We start from the raw sequence: 13,320 nt of genomic DNA on the forward strand, positions 1-13,320 counted from the left end.
AGTACATTTGCGAATCGGGACCAATCCAAAAGTATTGCCGATACCATAGTGCAATAGAGTTAACGTTACCGACGGTCGATCCTTGTCTCGCATCCGAATGATCGGATAGAGATAGGAGGACGTCATGTCAGCAACATCACCATCGCCCAAACGGCGCGAAACACATGCCGCCACGGCTGCCGCCGGGGTCGGCGACTCAATCCGCCCCTTCCGCGTCAACGTTCCCGAGTCGGAACTGACCGAATTGCGCCGGCGCGTCGCCGCCGCGAGGTTGCCGGAGCGTGAAACCGTCACGGACTTTTCGCAGGGCGTGCCGCTCGCAACCACGCAGAAACTCGCGCGCTACTGGGCCACTGAATATGACTGGCGCAAGGTCGAGGCGCGCCTCAATGCCGTGCCGAACTTCATCACCGAAATCGATGGTCTCGATATCCATTTCATCCACGTGCGCTCGAAGCACGAAAATGCCTTGCCTGTGCTCATCTCGCACGGCTGGCCGGGTTCCATCGTCGAGCAGCTCAAGGTCATCGAGCCGCTCACCAGCCCGACGGCACATGGCGGCACTGCCGCCGACGCCTTCCACGTGGTGATCCCGTCCATGCCGGGCTACGGCTTTTCTGGCAAGCCGACCGAGACTGGCTGGGGGGCCGAGCGCATCGCACCTGCGTGGATTGTGCTGATGAAGCGCCTCGGGTACGCGAAATACGTGGCGCAGGGCGGCGACTGGGGTGCGGTCATCGTTGACCTGATGGGCGTGCAGGCACCTCAGGAACTGCTGGCCATCCACACCAACATGCCCGGCGTGGTTCCGCCCGCAATCGACGCCGCGGCTTTCACTGGCGCGCCGGTGCCGGCGGGTCTTTCCGCGGACGAGAAGCATGCCTACGAGCAACTGGCGGCCTTCTACAAGGACGTCTACTACGCCCTGTTCATGGGCACGCGTCCGCAGACCCTGACCGCGTTCGCGGATTCACCGGTCGGTTTGGCCACCTTCATGATCGACCACGATGCGCGCAGCCTCGAGCTCATCTCGCGCTCCTTTGACGGGGTCCCTGAAGGTCTCTCGCGCGACGATGTGCTCGACAACATCACACTGTTCTGGCTGACGAACACGGGGGTTTCCGCGGCTCGTCTCTACTGGGAGAGGAAGCTCGGCTTCTTTACGCCGAAGGGCGTCAAGATCCCCGTGGCCGTAAGCGCCTTTCCGGACGAGCTCTTCCAGGCGCCGCGCAGTTGGGCGGAGCAGGCATATCCCAAGCTCATCCACTACACCAAGCTTCCCAGGGGCGGTCACTTCGCCGCATGGGAACAGCCGGAGATCTTGGTCAATGAACTCAGGACCGCGTTCCGGTCGCTGCATTGAGATCGAGTGATTGGACGGCGCCAAAGTGGCGCCGTCCAAGTCAATAACGGTGATCTAGGTAGTGAGCATCGTCATGATGCAACAATGTGACGTCTGGATGTCGCGTCGGCCCGGCCACCGCCGCCTTTGCGGGTGTCCAGCCGTCGCGGCTGAGCTGTGAGGCGATCGACGATGAACGATATCATCGAAGTGCAATTCGATTTGACACCCCCCACCCAGGAACAGTTGCGGGAGTTGGCGGCAGACCTCAGCGACAAAGAGCGACATTTGCTGCTCGAGCATGGCGAGGAAGCGCCGTTCTGCGGTGTCTTTCTCACTGAGAAGCGGGAGGGGGTATATACCTGCCGCTTGTGCGGACTGCCGTTGTTCAAAGGCGGCGCCAAATTTGAAAGTGGCACCGGCTGGCCGAGCTTTACCGCGCCCTTCGCTGAAGAACATCTGCGTGACATCCGCGACACCAGCTACGGCATGGTCAGAACGGAAATCGTTTGCGCCCGTTGTGGCGCGCACCAAGGCCACGTCTTCCCAGACGGCCCCCCGCCGGCCGGGGAGCGTTTTTGCATAAATTCAGGATCGCTTGAGTTCACTCCCCAAGGGGAATTGCTTCCCGACAAACTCCGCCGAGGCGCTCCCGAAGGTGAACCGTGGCGTAGCTGACTCTACGTTCCAGCCGTCTGTGGCCATAGCGCGGTGATACGGGGTGGGGGCGCCGCGGCCAGGCGGCCGATGGCCGATACCCGCCCGCCGGGGTTTGTCGGCGGCAGGGGCGGGCTGTGGCTTGTGGGACCCCAGGTCGAGGCGCGTGGTTGGCGGGTTCCTACAAATGCACATCCCCAGATTCTTTCGTCCCCGGCCGTCATCCCAAGCAGGCGAATTCCGTGGCGGTTTGCATGCAGGGTTGTGCGTTGCTTGTGGTTGCGCTTTTGGATGTCGACGCCGGTTGCGTTGCCGGGCAGACCGTGCTGCAGACGGCGCGCGCTTCGGGGGTCAGGATTCCCGCGGCCTGCGAATTTGGCCTGTGCGGAACCTGCAAGGTCAAGAAGGTCTCGGGCGACGTCGAGATGACCCACATGCGGCATCCTCGATCACGAGATCGATCACGGCTCTATCCTCGCCTGCTGCTCGAAGCCGCTGTCGGCGCTCGAGATCGAAGCCTGATAGACAAGCCGCTCACACCCCGTAGCGCTCGGTGCGGATGAGGCCGGCCGGGACGTCGGCGTCGATCAGCGCCTGGGCGGCGGCCGAGACGAAGGCGTTCCAGCCGCAGACGATGGCAAGCTTCGGCGGCTCGGGCAGCCGCGACATCGATTGCATCATCATCTGGGCGTCGATCCGCCGCGAATAGTCATCGGGGCGCTGAGCCGGCTCGCGCGTCAGCGTCAGCACCAGGTCGAAGCCGTCGCGGCGGTCGTCGAGCTTGATCAGCTCGTCGCGAAAGATCACCTCGTCCCAGATCCGCGCCGAAAACACCAACGCGACCGGCACGGAGGATTTGCGCGCCGTGCGGTGGCGCACCATCGCCATCAGCGGCACCACGCCAGAACCGCCTCCGACCAGGATGATCGGCCCGCCATCGCTGTCGGACCAGACGAAGTGGCCGCCTAGGGGACCGCGAAGCTCGATCTCGTCGCCGACCGCTGCCACCTCGTGGAAGAAGGGCGAGACCTCGCCGTCTTCGAGCCGTTCGATCGCCAACTCGACCGTCCCGCCGCTCTCGGGTGCGGAGGCGATCGAATAGGAGCGGCGCGCCTGATAGCCGTCCGGCGCCGTCAGCCTGACATCGACATGTTGCCCGGCCTGATGGACGAAAGGCCGCGACAGCTTGAAGAAGAAACTGGTGACGCGCGGCGTGCGCTTTTCGATGCGAATGATCTTCGCCATCTGCCAGGGCGATTGCGTCGCCGCTGCCTCGCTCATGGATCGTCCGTGTAGCGCTGCTCGCGCCACGGGTCGCCATAGATGTGATAGCCACGCAATTCCCAGAAGCCCGGCTCGTCTTGCTCGGTGAACTGCAGCCCGTTCAGCCATTTGGCCGACTTCCAGAAATAGAGATGCGGCACCAGCAGCCGCGCCGGCCCGCCATGGTCCGGCGTGATCGGCTTGCCTTCATAGAGCAGCGCCACCATCGCCTTGCCGGTGACAAGATCCTTCGCCGGCACATTGGTCGAATAGCCGTCGAACGAATGTGCCAGCGTGAAGGCGGTCGGCGGCGCGATGCCGGCATCGGCAAGGATATCGTCGATCAGCACGCCCTGCCATGACGTGTCGAACTTGGTCCATGCCGTCACGCAATGGATGTCACGCGTCATCCTGCTCAGTGGCAGCGCGTTGAACTCGGCCCAGGTCCATTTCTTGAGCGGCCGCGGTCCGTGCTTGAGCGTGAACGACCAGTCCTCGGTGCGCACGCGCGGCGTCGGCCCGGCTGACAGAACCGGAAAGCTCTGTTCGAGATACTGCCCCGGCGGGATGCGGGCATCCGTGTCCGTCGGGGGCTTTCGCCCGGAAGAGAAGCCGCGGGTTACCATCGGGAGCATCCGTTTGCGCTGCGGCCGAAACCGACCGCAGCCAGTGTTCTCGAAGATATCCCGGCGGGCAACAGGAATCTTGGGCGAGGGGACTTTGCCGCCATTGCCTTCTGCCGAGGCGGTCTTCGCATCATCGCTGTTGCGTCCGACAGCGGCGGAAATCTGCATGGCCTTGCCGTTGCGCCAGACATTGAGCGTTTCCCTGGCGCCCGGCGCGACGTCGGCGGCGGCACCCGACAGGTCCTTCGGATCCTTTTTAGCACGCAATTGGATCGGGGGATCCGTTGCGAAATCAGAATCCACGCGGCAGATGGTGTGCCCGTCATTCCCGCCGGCCATCGAACACCAATGAAATATGCCATCGGGACTGTCCTTGATGCGGCTGTCTGCGTAAGTGATCAGTTCGCCCGTCCCCTTGATGACGTAGCCTTCAGGCCGCTGTCCGATCGCATTATTCAGCGACTTCTCGGCAATCGTAGCCGGAGCAACAGGAGAAGGGATAGGACCACCCCTGCGGCTGCGCAGCGGTTGGCACCGCGTCATGCGCCATCGCATCGGATGTCATGAGGAACACCCATACGCCGACCAGTGCAGCGGTGACTAGTGCGGCGGCGACCACGGCCAGCAGCGTCATGCCTGCGAACACGCCGCCGGGTGCGGGCTTGGTGCGGTCGTCAATGACGCAGCTGATATGACAACGGCAGAGCGGCCAGAGGTTACAGTCGACTACACAGCTTCTCGCCCCGACCATGACCGCGCGGCGCGCGTAGGCTGGACCGGGGCCGCGCATGTAGTGGAGCTCGGGCCGGTAGCGAGGTGCTACGAATTCGCGAAAGGCTGACGCCGGCTGCGTGATGAGAGACCACAGTATCATGATGCGAACTCCTGCCACAATCTGCTTATTCGGGTGGAACAGACAGATAAGATCAATTTTTGAGTTCAATCTATTGTACGATGGTGTTGACAATACTTTGGCATCAGTGTGCCAGACGAGTGCTCCGTATGGGATCGCCAGCTCCATGACCTGCAGTGACTTTTGTGCCCTTGCCGATGCCCGATGCCGCCGCTTCAGAGCAAACGAGCGATAAATTCCACTGCCGGCCCTACCGAAGCGCCGGGATCCAACCTTCTTTACGGAGCCGCGCCATGGCGGCAACTGAAGATTGGATATTCTCAGATTTCGAGGGAACATTAATGGACCGATGCCGGCCGGAGCCGCATTCCCGGGGGAGGGACGGGAGAGTTCTCGGCCGACATCGGTCGCCGCCAGTTCGATACGCTTCCTGGCGGGAATGGCGAGCGGTGCTCGCCATCATCTATGCACCTAGAGCTAGAGGGAGGCTTTATTCCTGATTGGGGAGGTTCAGGAGCCGGCTATTTCATTCCGGCCAGTGCATTCACGTTGGCACAGAACTCCGCATAAGGCTTGCTCTGAGCCGCATCCTGGCATTCTCTCATAATCATCATGCGCTGGGCCATCGGCGTGGCCATCAGGGCGACCTTGAGTTCCGGCAACGACTTCAACGTGGTCATGCTACTGTCGGTATAGTACGGCCGGAGGTTGTCCACGACATCGAGTGCGCCGGCGAATGCGGGGCCACCTACAGCGGAAAAAGCAAATGCGCCGAGACAGATAGCTTTGATATTCATATCGAGTTCCTTTCCCTAGGTTGAGCAATCGTCCGTTCGACGACGCGGAAGTGGTCGCTTGATGACTTGGGTTGGCCGGAGTGACTCCGGAGTGATTGTTATCTGATAGAAGATGGGCACAAATCTATTACACAATGGTATCGTCGATACTTTAGCATCGGTCGCCGAGAAAGACGCCGAACGAGGCCCGGTACTCTGCGTTCTTCGGATGTCTCTCGAACTAATTGCGGCTACGGGCCTATTTGTTGTTTAGTTGAACTTCAATCGCATGCCAGCGCCGGCCAGGGATATCTTGCAGCCGTAGCGCCACTGGCAACCAAACCTGGACGACCGACGTGCACAAGCTGCGTCTCTCAGTGAAGTGCCGTTCAGTCAGTTCGGCGACCGCATCAAATACATGTTCGCAGCTGTCGAAAACGAGAAGGATCGGTTTGTCGCCTAGAAGGCGACCAAGCCAGACAACGGATATCGCGCCGCCTAAACCGATCAGTCCAAGCGTTGATGCTAGCGCGCACGCTGGATCTCTCGGCGCCGCTCAACCGAAACTGGCCGAAAGACGCGATCACGTCATGTAAACCGCCCCCTGGACAGGCAATACGCCCTCCTAGCTCACTGTTAATGCCAGGGTGGGCGACGCGCGCACAATGTCACATCGCCGTTCTGGGTCTGTGCAGCTCCCGAAGAAGGCTAAATTCGCAGCAAGGAAATCCTGACTTCTGACCGAGCGGTTGCCGATCGTTGCCGCTGGCGACAATCGCCGGCTCGCTGAAATCAGCCCAATCGCCAGCTTCTTTCTTAGCGGCCGCCTGGCCGACGATATTTGGCTGGTCAGTGCGCGAGGCCGAGCCTCGCGGCCATGTTCACTAGGTCGGGAAGAGATTTCGCTTCCATCTTGCGCATTACCCTGCCCCTGTGGGCCTTCACTGTGATCTCGCTGATGCCCAGCTCAAATCCGACCTGCTTATTCAGCAGCCCGGAGACGACCAACGCCATAACCTCCTGCTCGCGGCAACTCAGCGATTCGTGGTGATCTTTCAGAGCACGCACCTCCAACTCGAACTCGAGCGCGGTTCTGCTGCGCTCCAGCGCCTCCTCGACGGCGGCCAACAGTGCGTCGGTGTGGACTGGTTTCATAAGGAACTCAACAGCGCCTGCTTTCATCGCCTTAACAGTCATAGCCACATCGCCGAATCCCGTGACGAAGACGATTGGCATATCGATCCGCTCGACAGAGACTAGACTTTGCAAATCAAGCCCGCTGATATCCGGAAGATTGACGTCCAGGATCAAGCAGTTCGGAACACTAGGTCGCGGGAGAGAGAAGAATGCCAGAGCGGACTCGAAAACTTGCGGACACCAGCCCGCAGAGTCGATGAGCGATTCCAGCGATTCGCGGACGGAACGGTCGTCGTCGACCACGAACACGATCGGTTTATCTTGCGACATAGATGGCCTAGCGTCAGCAGTTTGCGCCAACTGCATGCCTTGCGAAAAGTTGTTGACAGCCTCCTGCCGGGGCCAGCGGGTCGCCGCCAGGCGCCGACGCAAATCTACAAGGGTCTCTTCTGAAAGGTTGATGCGTAAGGGAGGAATCGCGTTGTTTCCCTGAGTTGCGCCTGACCGGGCGTCGGCGGTGCGTTTGACTGCCTTGGGAGCAGGGCCGAAAGCGCTGGCGGCTCGCCTATTCGCGAGGACGTTTCGCCGCCTAGGTTCGGAAAGGCTATCCACTGCGAGGCTCCTTAGTTCGGCGTTCGGCAACCTGGCGGGTGGATCAAAGGTTGACGAAGTTGCAGCCCCTGGCCGCAGAGCTGCCGCAACGCCGAGTTGCAGTTCACTAGTAATTCAATAGCCGTCTTCAAGTGCTGGTATCCTAAGTTTCTGTGCCGGATTGGCTATCCAACGCTCGGAAGGGCATGCTCATATCAACGTATGAGTTGGATAATACAGATCACCGCTTTCTGTTGATGCACGCTCAGAGTTCTGGCATGCTTAGCGATGCCGCTCCCCTCGGACGAGAAATCCATTGTTCACGTGGTCGACGATGACGCGTCGATGCGAGAAGCGTTGCAGGACCTGTTCCTTTCGATAGGGCTCGAAACGCGGACTTATGCAACCGCACAGGATTTCCTCGACACGCCCGTTCCGGATTCTCCGGGCTGTCTTATCATCGATATCCGTTTGCCTGACATGAATGGGCTCGATTTTCAGGCGCAGCTGTCACGGACGGGTGTTCATCTGCCGGTCGTGATGATGACCGGATATGGCGACATTCCCATGTCAGTTCGCGCCATGAAGCGCGGTGCAGTAGACTTTCTCCCAAAGCCATTCAAGGATCAGGACATGCTCGATGCCGTGTTCGCTGCCATAGAGCGCGGGCGGCAGCAGCGCGCCGTCGATGGTGATGTTTCGAAAGTGCGGGAGCGATTTGAAACACTGTCGGCACGACAGAAGCAGGTAATGCTACTGGTCACAGAGGGAAAGATGAACAAGCAGGTGGCCGGCGACCTCGGAATCAGCGAGATCACCGCCAAAATTCATCGTGGCGCGGCCATGCGGAAGATGGGCGCGAGGACCTTGGCGGACCTGGTCCGGATCGCGGACGTGATCAACCCCAGGCGCCGGCCGTAGGCGCGGAGTAACACTCCCGTATAGGTTGCTTATAGCGGCATCACATGCCAGAAATGGCGATCCTACTATTCTCCTTAGCTCAAATCCGTGGACAGGACGATGTGTCAAGAGAGTTCCTAATCGCGGTAGTCGATGATGACGAATCATTCCGCATGGCTCTCGTAGATAGCCTTATTTCGCTCGGATATGGGGCATGCGGATTTGCATCCGCGGAGGACTTCATCGCCCGGGAAGCGGGCGCGTCCTATAGCTGCGCCATTGTTGACATTCACATGCCTGGCATGAGCGGACTTGATCTTGCCCGGCTGCTCACAGGGCGGCGACGCGGTGTGCCGGTGGTTATGGTCACCGCACGTTCAAACCTAGGCATCGACGATCAGGCGGCAGCAAACGGCGCAACATGCCTGCTCCGAAAGCCGTTCAAAACGGAGGCGTTGATCGACTGTGTCGAAAAGGCTCTCAAAGTCTGAGGAGTCCTGCGCGGCCGGCAAGCTCGCAAAATATAGGCCCGATCCCTACGGACTGGCTTGTCAACCTTCAATACCTCCCGCGTTCTCAATCAGTCGACTATTCGCTATCCGGACCCTGACTCCAATGACGGAAAGCAGGTAACCAGTGTTTGCACTGGCCTCGCGCATCCCTATTCGCCTCCGCCCAAAGACGGCCGCGATGGCTCTAGCGCGTCCTCTGCGCGCCTTCTGTCGTCAACGTCAGTCAAAAGGCAGTACCAACGGCCGGTCGCGTGGACGCCGACACGTTCAACTCGTCGCATGAGCTTAGAGCCGCGTTGTGGCGTGCGGCGGTCGCGCATGGCGAACACGAGAAGCGAACCGGCGGACTGAGGGACGAGAACTGGCCCGACTGGTACGCCGAATACATGGTGGCGGAGCAGTCCGCCAGGCCGCTGCCGTTTTGAATAGTAGCTATGGTGTTCCTAGCAATTGGGGCGCAGTGTGCAATGGCAAACGAGTGCGTTTTGGGCAACAAAGAATCTGCCCTCGTGCGCCCCGTGGACTGGGCGCGCGACATGTGCGCGGCGGTAACGCCCCTAATGGGGTCATCCATGTCATTGTCTACGGCGATTGTCTGTGTCCGTCCCCCCACCCCCCGTCAGCGGCGCACGGCGCGCGCTTTCCTACTGGCCCTGCTCGTCATCCTTCTCGGCACATTGCCGTTTGCGGCCTTCAAGCTGCCGGAAATCAACGCGATTGTACCGACTCTTGCCGCCGCCCTGTTCGTCAGCGGCTGCGTCACCGCAGCTTTTCTGTTTGCCCAGTTCTCCATTTTGCGCCAGTGGGCACTTCTGGTGATTGCGAGCGGTTACCTGTTCAGTGCTCTGATCGTGGTTGCCCATGCGCTGACTTTCCCGGGTGCGTTCACGCCCACCGGCGTCCTGGGCTCGGGAATGCAGTCCGCCGTTTGGCTCTACTGGTTTTGGCATTCAGGGCTGCCCATTGCCATCATCGGCTATGCCCTGCTCAAAAACACGGATCGTGTGGCGGACGTTCGCTTCACGCGACATGCCATCAGCTTGAGCGTCGTGGGCGTTCTTGCCCTCGTCATTGGATTGTTCTGGCTCGTTACGCAGCATAAAGATCTGCTGCCAATAACCTATGTAGACGTTCATTCTGTCAGTCTGTTTCGTCGCATCATCGGCGGGATGGTGGTCCTGGCGCTGGGTGGCATTGCTCTTTCGTTGCTATGGCTGCGCCAGCGGTCCTTGCTCGACCTGTGGCTTGTCGTCGCTTTGTGCGCGCTCCTGCTTGAAGTAAGCTTGGCCTCCGTCTTGAGCGCTCGCTACAATCTTACGTGGTATGCCGGCCATTTTTATCAGCTTGTGACAGCCACCATCGTGATGGTGGTATTGGTTGCAGAGATGGCGCGACTGTATGACGGCCTCGCTCGTTCGAACACCATGCTGCAACAAGAGCGAATGAGGCTGCAGCGCGCTATTGATGCGCAAAGCCGCGAGCGCGATGCCCGACTGATGACCGGTGACGCCGTTGCCGCCACGATTGCACACGAGGTTAAGCAGCCCCTTGCTGCTATGATAACGAGATCCGACACCGGTTTACGCTGGCTCGATCGCGCGGTTCCCGATCTAGATAAGGCGAGAACGGAGTTTACGAAGATCGCAGCTGACGGGCATCGCGCGGCCGCGGTGATCGAGAGCATCCGGGCGACCTTCCGGAAGGATGACCGCGTCAGAGCTTCATTCGACGTCGACAAACTCATTGATGAAGCCATCGCATTGCTTCAGGACGATCTGAAAAGTCACCGGATATTGGTCAAGGTTGAGCGAAGCGCGCGGCCGCTGCGGGTGATGGGAGATCGAATTCAGGTGCAGCAGGTGGTCCTCAATCTGATCACCAATGCGATTGAGGCAATGACCACCGTGGATGGTCCACGCGATCTCACCGTTAGTTCAAATCCTCGCGACGATGGGGGTGTAGTGATTTCGGTGGCTGACACCGGCATGGGGATCGACCCGCAGGACCTGCAGAGGATATTCGATCCGCTCTTCACCACCAAATCTCGCGGAATGGGAATGGGCCTATCGATCTGTCGTTCAATCATCCAAGCGCACGACGGCATGCTCTGGGTAACGCCCAACGCACCACGGGGCTCAAAGTTTCAATTCGTTTTGGGCGCCAATATCGCGTCCTCCGTCGGCATGGAGTGAGCCCTTGGAAGTCGAGACCACACACCGTCTGTTTCCGCCCTCCAATGCAGTCCGATGCGTCTCGCGTTTCAAAGTCGATCGTCACCAGTAGCAACGGGACGTCCTCTTTTGCGCGGATGCGCCGGTACGACGATAGAGGTTCCTTGCCGAACAACTGGACGAACCATTCACAACGCGGGATCGTGATTTCTTCGGCCGATAGATCGTCGGCTGACCAACTGCCCGAGCTGCCGAAAGCCAGGAGCGGTTGCCAGGCAAACGCGTTTCACTGTCTCGCCTTCCTCCAGCCTGCGGCGCGCGCCTCGGCCTCTGAACAAAACCACCGCTCTCCTTTGCTCGGCGTGATCACAGTCTGGTCGTAATACTCTTGGCCGGGAAGATGGTAGATATGCTCACCCGAGTTCACGCTGATGTTGCCCTTGATGTTGCAGCCCGAGCCACCGAGAAGGCCGACGCCAGTCGATTGCTCGCTGACCGCCTCAACCTTTTCGGCATTCGCTGCACGCCAATCCCAAGGCTGATCGAATCTGCCTTGCCAAACGCCCCGATGGGCTGCCTTGGCGGTGCCTTGCTCGGCGGCGAATGTCCCATTCGAATAGCGCGGCCAGTCGAGGGCCAGACCCTGCTCGACAAGCCAGCGTTGGACGCTGCGACCGTCGTCGCGCTCGCAGTTGCCGACAAGCCGGTCGTACCGATCGCGATCAACAAAGACACAATGCATCGGCCGCGAAGCTGCCAGGAACTCATCCAGTGCTTGGGCAGCCCGGCGCCCGCACGGATATTCGAAGCCTTTGGCGTCGTCGCAATACTGCCGGCTCTCTGGGGCGTCGATGCCGTTGAAGCGGATGCGCTGGCCAGCAATCTCGACCGTGTCGCCGTCGATAACGGTGGCGCGGCCTTGCATCGGCTCAGGCAGCGGTTCCGTCCAATTTGTTATGGTGCTTTGGAGGCCAATGATCTCTTGGAGACCAGAGGTGTTCTGTTGGCCGGCGGTGCTATGGATAGCGAATTGGGTGACTGCTGCGGCAAGCGTGCCAACGCCCAGCAAAAGAAGCCCCAAGAGCGGTCGCGGCAGTCGCTGTGACAACCTTCTCCTGCCGGCGCGCTTTCGCCACCGGTCAGCCTGATTGGCACCTTGATGACGCTGGACCTTGCCCACGCCCCTCTTTCCCCAAGGGGAGAATGCTTCCAATCAACGGTTGAGTCCATACGTGACAGATCGCTAATCTGATCGAAGCGGGAGCGGTTCAATGCGGCATGTCCGTTGAAGTTCGCAAGGACACGGCGCTGTCGTCTTCAGCCACGCGGAGAACTTGGAAGCCCCGTTCCCGCGCGGCCTGGCGCTCGCCGCCGCCTTCCTGATCGGCGTATTGGCTATGTGGATCTCCGATATCCTGTTCGAATTCATCCTGCGGAAGTTCAAGCCCGTAGTCGAAAAGTAGCGCTGCCAATCTAGTACTTTGTCCTTACTTGACCGTGACGGTCTAGAGGGGTGTGCTCACGAAGCCGCGGGCGCACAAACAGGAAAGGAGGATAAAATGGCGGAACCCACCGTAGTTGGACCAGGACGAATTCTCGCAGCGGGTCAAGTCATGGATAAAGGCGCGCATATGATCCTTAGCAAAGGCGCTGCGTTTGACTTCGCAAAATGACGATTGAGTTTCCCAAACAAGCAGCGCGACAAATTTGTGGTATTGTTGACTGATGTGACGAGGAACACCTTCAATACGTCAACAACCATCGCCGTCGATTGGGAGATCGAGTGGGTGGTGCTGAAAAACAAGGCAATGGACACCGGCGACCGTCTTATGTCGGCGGACAATTTTAACTTCGCCATTGTGACTATCGACTAAGCAGGGCCGGGGGGGCACATATAGCCTGCGCCTGCGGGGGTGCCCCCGGTCTCACTTCAAGCGACTTAGAATTTCGCATGCGCCACCAGCATCCTTGCCGACATGGCCAAGGCGGACGTGCTCAACGGTCATCCTTTACGTCAGCAACCAACTGCCGCTAGCATGTGGCAATGCGTGCCCCTCTCCTTGACCCTGATGTCGCCGACGAGGCGCCCACGTCTTCTGTTATGACAGGATACGACGAAGAGCGTCTAACCTACATCCGACTGCTCGATGCTGCGGCCGAAGATGCCGACTGGAGAGAGGTCGCGAAGATCGTCCTGCATATCGGTCCAGAGAAGGAGCCGGAACGGGCGTTCCGAGCGTGGGAAACCCATCTTGCTCGAGCATCTTGCTCGAGCCCAGGTGGCGCGCTGCTCTGAGTCCTAGACCTCTTGGCACCACGCCTACTCGGCGCGCCAAATCTCGCAGTGCGACTGTTTGCCAGCGACCGATTGATAGAAGCTATCGGCCGATACCTTGCGCAACCCCTTGGCCTTTGCAGCCGCTCGATCCCTGTTTGCTGCGGCAGAGTCACCTACAATGACATACCACTCTGTAGGCTTTGGAGCTTTTGCC

14 protein-coding genes and 2 pseudogenes are annotated in these 13,320 nt (G+C 59.8%); 10 read left to right on the plus strand and 6 right to left on the minus strand.

The features are described 5' to 3' along the window. Positions 1-124 precede the first annotated feature (124 nt). The 3 genes and pseudogenes from AC04SI_RS14005 to AC04SI_RS14015 all read left to right on the plus strand — a co-directional run. Entirely contained in the window at positions 125-1,363 is a 1,239-nt protein-coding gene (locus AC04SI_RS14005; RefSeq protein ID WP_488474349.1) for an epoxide hydrolase family protein, read from the plus strand. Positions 1,364-1,534: 171 nt separating this feature from the next. Further along, complete coding sequence (gene msrB / locus AC04SI_RS14010) at positions 1,535-2,020, plus strand: peptide-methionine (R)-S-oxide reductase MsrB (protein WP_258122475.1); 486 nt, start codon at positions 1,535-1,537, stop codon at positions 2,018-2,020. A gap of 260 nt (positions 2,021-2,280) precedes the next feature. Continuing rightward, positions 2,281-2,521 (plus strand): annotated as a pseudogene (locus AC04SI_RS14015) (2Fe-2S iron-sulfur cluster-binding protein); the annotation flags it as partial. A gap of 12 nt (positions 2,522-2,533) precedes the next feature. On the opposite strand, the gene AC04SI_RS14020 reads toward AC04SI_RS14015, so the two are convergent. From AC04SI_RS14020 to AC04SI_RS14040, 5 genes are all read right to left on the minus strand, one after another. Beyond that, a complete protein-coding gene (locus tag AC04SI_RS14020) occupies positions 2,534-3,280 on the minus strand; it encodes a ferredoxin reductase (RefSeq protein WP_488474350.1) in 747 nt (248 codons plus the stop codon). Beyond that, positions 3,277-3,888 (minus strand): sulfite oxidase-like oxidoreductase, encoded by a 612-nt coding sequence (locus AC04SI_RS14025; protein WP_488474403.1) that lies wholly within the window; start codon positions 3,886-3,888, stop codon positions 3,277-3,279. Before AC04SI_RS14025 ends, AC04SI_RS14020 begins: the two co-directional genes overlap by 4 nt. 451 nt (positions 3,889-4,339) lie before the next feature. Next, positions 4,340-4,762 carry a hypothetical protein gene (locus tag AC04SI_RS14030; protein WP_488474410.1) on the minus strand — a complete coding sequence of 141 codons (423 nt, stop codon included), beginning with the start codon at positions 4,760-4,762 and terminating at the stop codon, positions 4,340-4,342. Between the two features lie 500 nt (positions 4,763-5,262). Continuing rightward, the gene (locus AC04SI_RS14035; protein WP_488474351.1) at positions 5,263-5,538 is read right to left on the minus strand and encodes a hypothetical protein; all 276 of its coding nucleotides are present in this window, start codon (positions 5,536-5,538) and stop codon (positions 5,263-5,265) included. Positions 5,539-6,366: 828 nt separating this feature from the next. After that, the gene (locus tag AC04SI_RS14040) at positions 6,367-6,984 is read right to left on the minus strand and encodes a response regulator transcription factor (RefSeq protein ID WP_488474404.1); all 618 of its coding nucleotides are present in this window, start codon (positions 6,982-6,984) and stop codon (positions 6,367-6,369) included. A gap of 549 nt (positions 6,985-7,533) precedes the next feature. Here AC04SI_RS14040 and AC04SI_RS14045 point away from each other — a divergent pair. The 4 genes and pseudogenes from AC04SI_RS14045 (at position 7,534) to AC04SI_RS14060 (ending at position 10,849) form a co-directional block, all read left to right on the plus strand. Further along, positions 7,534-8,166: a response regulator transcription factor gene (locus AC04SI_RS14045; protein WP_488474352.1), complete on the plus strand. Its 633-nt coding sequence runs from the start codon at positions 7,534-7,536 to the stop codon at positions 8,164-8,166. A gap of 53 nt (positions 8,167-8,219) precedes the next feature. After that, a complete protein-coding gene (locus AC04SI_RS14050) occupies positions 8,220-8,636 on the plus strand; it encodes a response regulator transcription factor (protein ID WP_488474405.1) in 417 nt (138 codons plus the stop codon). A 266-nt stretch (positions 8,637-8,902) separates the two neighbouring features. Continuing rightward, a pseudogene (locus AC04SI_RS14055) lies at positions 8,903-9,082 on the plus strand (VOC family protein); the annotation flags it as partial. A gap of 60 nt (positions 9,083-9,142) precedes the next feature. After that, complete coding sequence (locus tag AC04SI_RS14060) at positions 9,143-10,849, plus strand: MASE4 domain-containing protein (protein WP_488474353.1); 1,707 nt, start codon at positions 9,143-9,145, stop codon at positions 10,847-10,849. Positions 10,850-11,114: 265 nt separating this feature from the next. Here the strand turns inward: AC04SI_RS14060 and AC04SI_RS14065 are convergent, their stop codons facing one another. Then, positions 11,115-12,008, minus strand: coding sequence for a thermonuclease family protein (locus tag AC04SI_RS14065; RefSeq protein WP_488474354.1), 894 nt, complete (start codon positions 12,006-12,008; stop codon positions 11,115-11,117). 154 nt (positions 12,009-12,162) lie between these two features. Between AC04SI_RS14065 and AC04SI_RS14070 the strand changes: the two genes are divergently transcribed. From AC04SI_RS14070 to AC04SI_RS14080, 3 genes are all read left to right on the plus strand, one after another. Then, entirely contained in the window at positions 12,163-12,291 is a 129-nt protein-coding gene (locus AC04SI_RS14070; RefSeq protein WP_488474411.1) for a hypothetical protein, read from the plus strand. Between the two features lie 213 nt (positions 12,292-12,504). Further along, complete coding sequence (locus AC04SI_RS14075; protein WP_488474355.1) at positions 12,505-12,702, plus strand: hypothetical protein; 198 nt, start codon at positions 12,505-12,507, stop codon at positions 12,700-12,702. 170 nt (positions 12,703-12,872) lie between these two features. Continuing rightward, positions 12,873-13,124, plus strand: a complete 252-nt coding sequence (locus AC04SI_RS14080; protein WP_488474356.1) for a DUF2285 domain-containing protein — start codon at positions 12,873-12,875, stop codon at positions 13,122-13,124. Positions 13,125-13,320: the final 196 nt, after the last annotated feature.

The sequence above is a fragment of the Mesorhizobium sp. CNPSo 4689 genome, from assembly GCF_057784325.1.

Bases quoted from the DNA above. Each gene is read 5' to 3' on its own strand.
- AC04SI_RS14025 (WP_488474403.1), bottom strand. From the start codon at position 3,888: ATGGTAACCCGCGGCTTCTCTTCCGGGCGAAAGCCCCCGACGGACACG.
- AC04SI_RS14050 (WP_488474405.1), top strand. From the start codon at position 8,220: ATGGCGATCCTACTATTCTCCTTAGCTCAAATCCGTGGACAGGACGAT.
- AC04SI_RS14035 (WP_488474351.1), bottom strand. From the start codon at position 5,538: ATGAATATCAAAGCTATCTGTCTCGGCGCATTTGCTTTTTCCGCTGTA.
- AC04SI_RS14040 (WP_488474404.1), bottom strand. From the start codon at position 6,984: ATGTCGCAAGATAAACCGATCGTGTTCGTGGTCGACGACGACCGTTCC.
- AC04SI_RS14030 (WP_488474410.1), bottom strand. From the start codon at position 4,762: ATGATACTGTGGTCTCTCATCACGCAGCCGGCGTCAGCCTTTCGCGAA.
- AC04SI_RS14045 (WP_488474352.1), top strand. From the start codon at position 7,534: ATGCCGCTCCCCTCGGACGAGAAATCCATTGTTCACGTGGTCGACGAT.
- AC04SI_RS14005 (WP_488474349.1), top strand. From the start codon at position 125: ATGTCAGCAACATCACCATCGCCCAAACGGCGCGAAACACATGCCGCC.
- msrB (WP_258122475.1), top strand. From the start codon at position 1,535: ATGAACGATATCATCGAAGTGCAATTCGATTTGACACCCCCCACCCAG.
- AC04SI_RS14020 (WP_488474350.1), bottom strand. From the start codon at position 3,280: ATGAGCGAGGCAGCGGCGACGCAATCGCCCTGGCAGATGGCGAAGATC.
- AC04SI_RS14080 (WP_488474356.1), top strand. From the start codon at position 12,873: ATGCGTGCCCCTCTCCTTGACCCTGATGTCGCCGACGAGGCGCCCACG.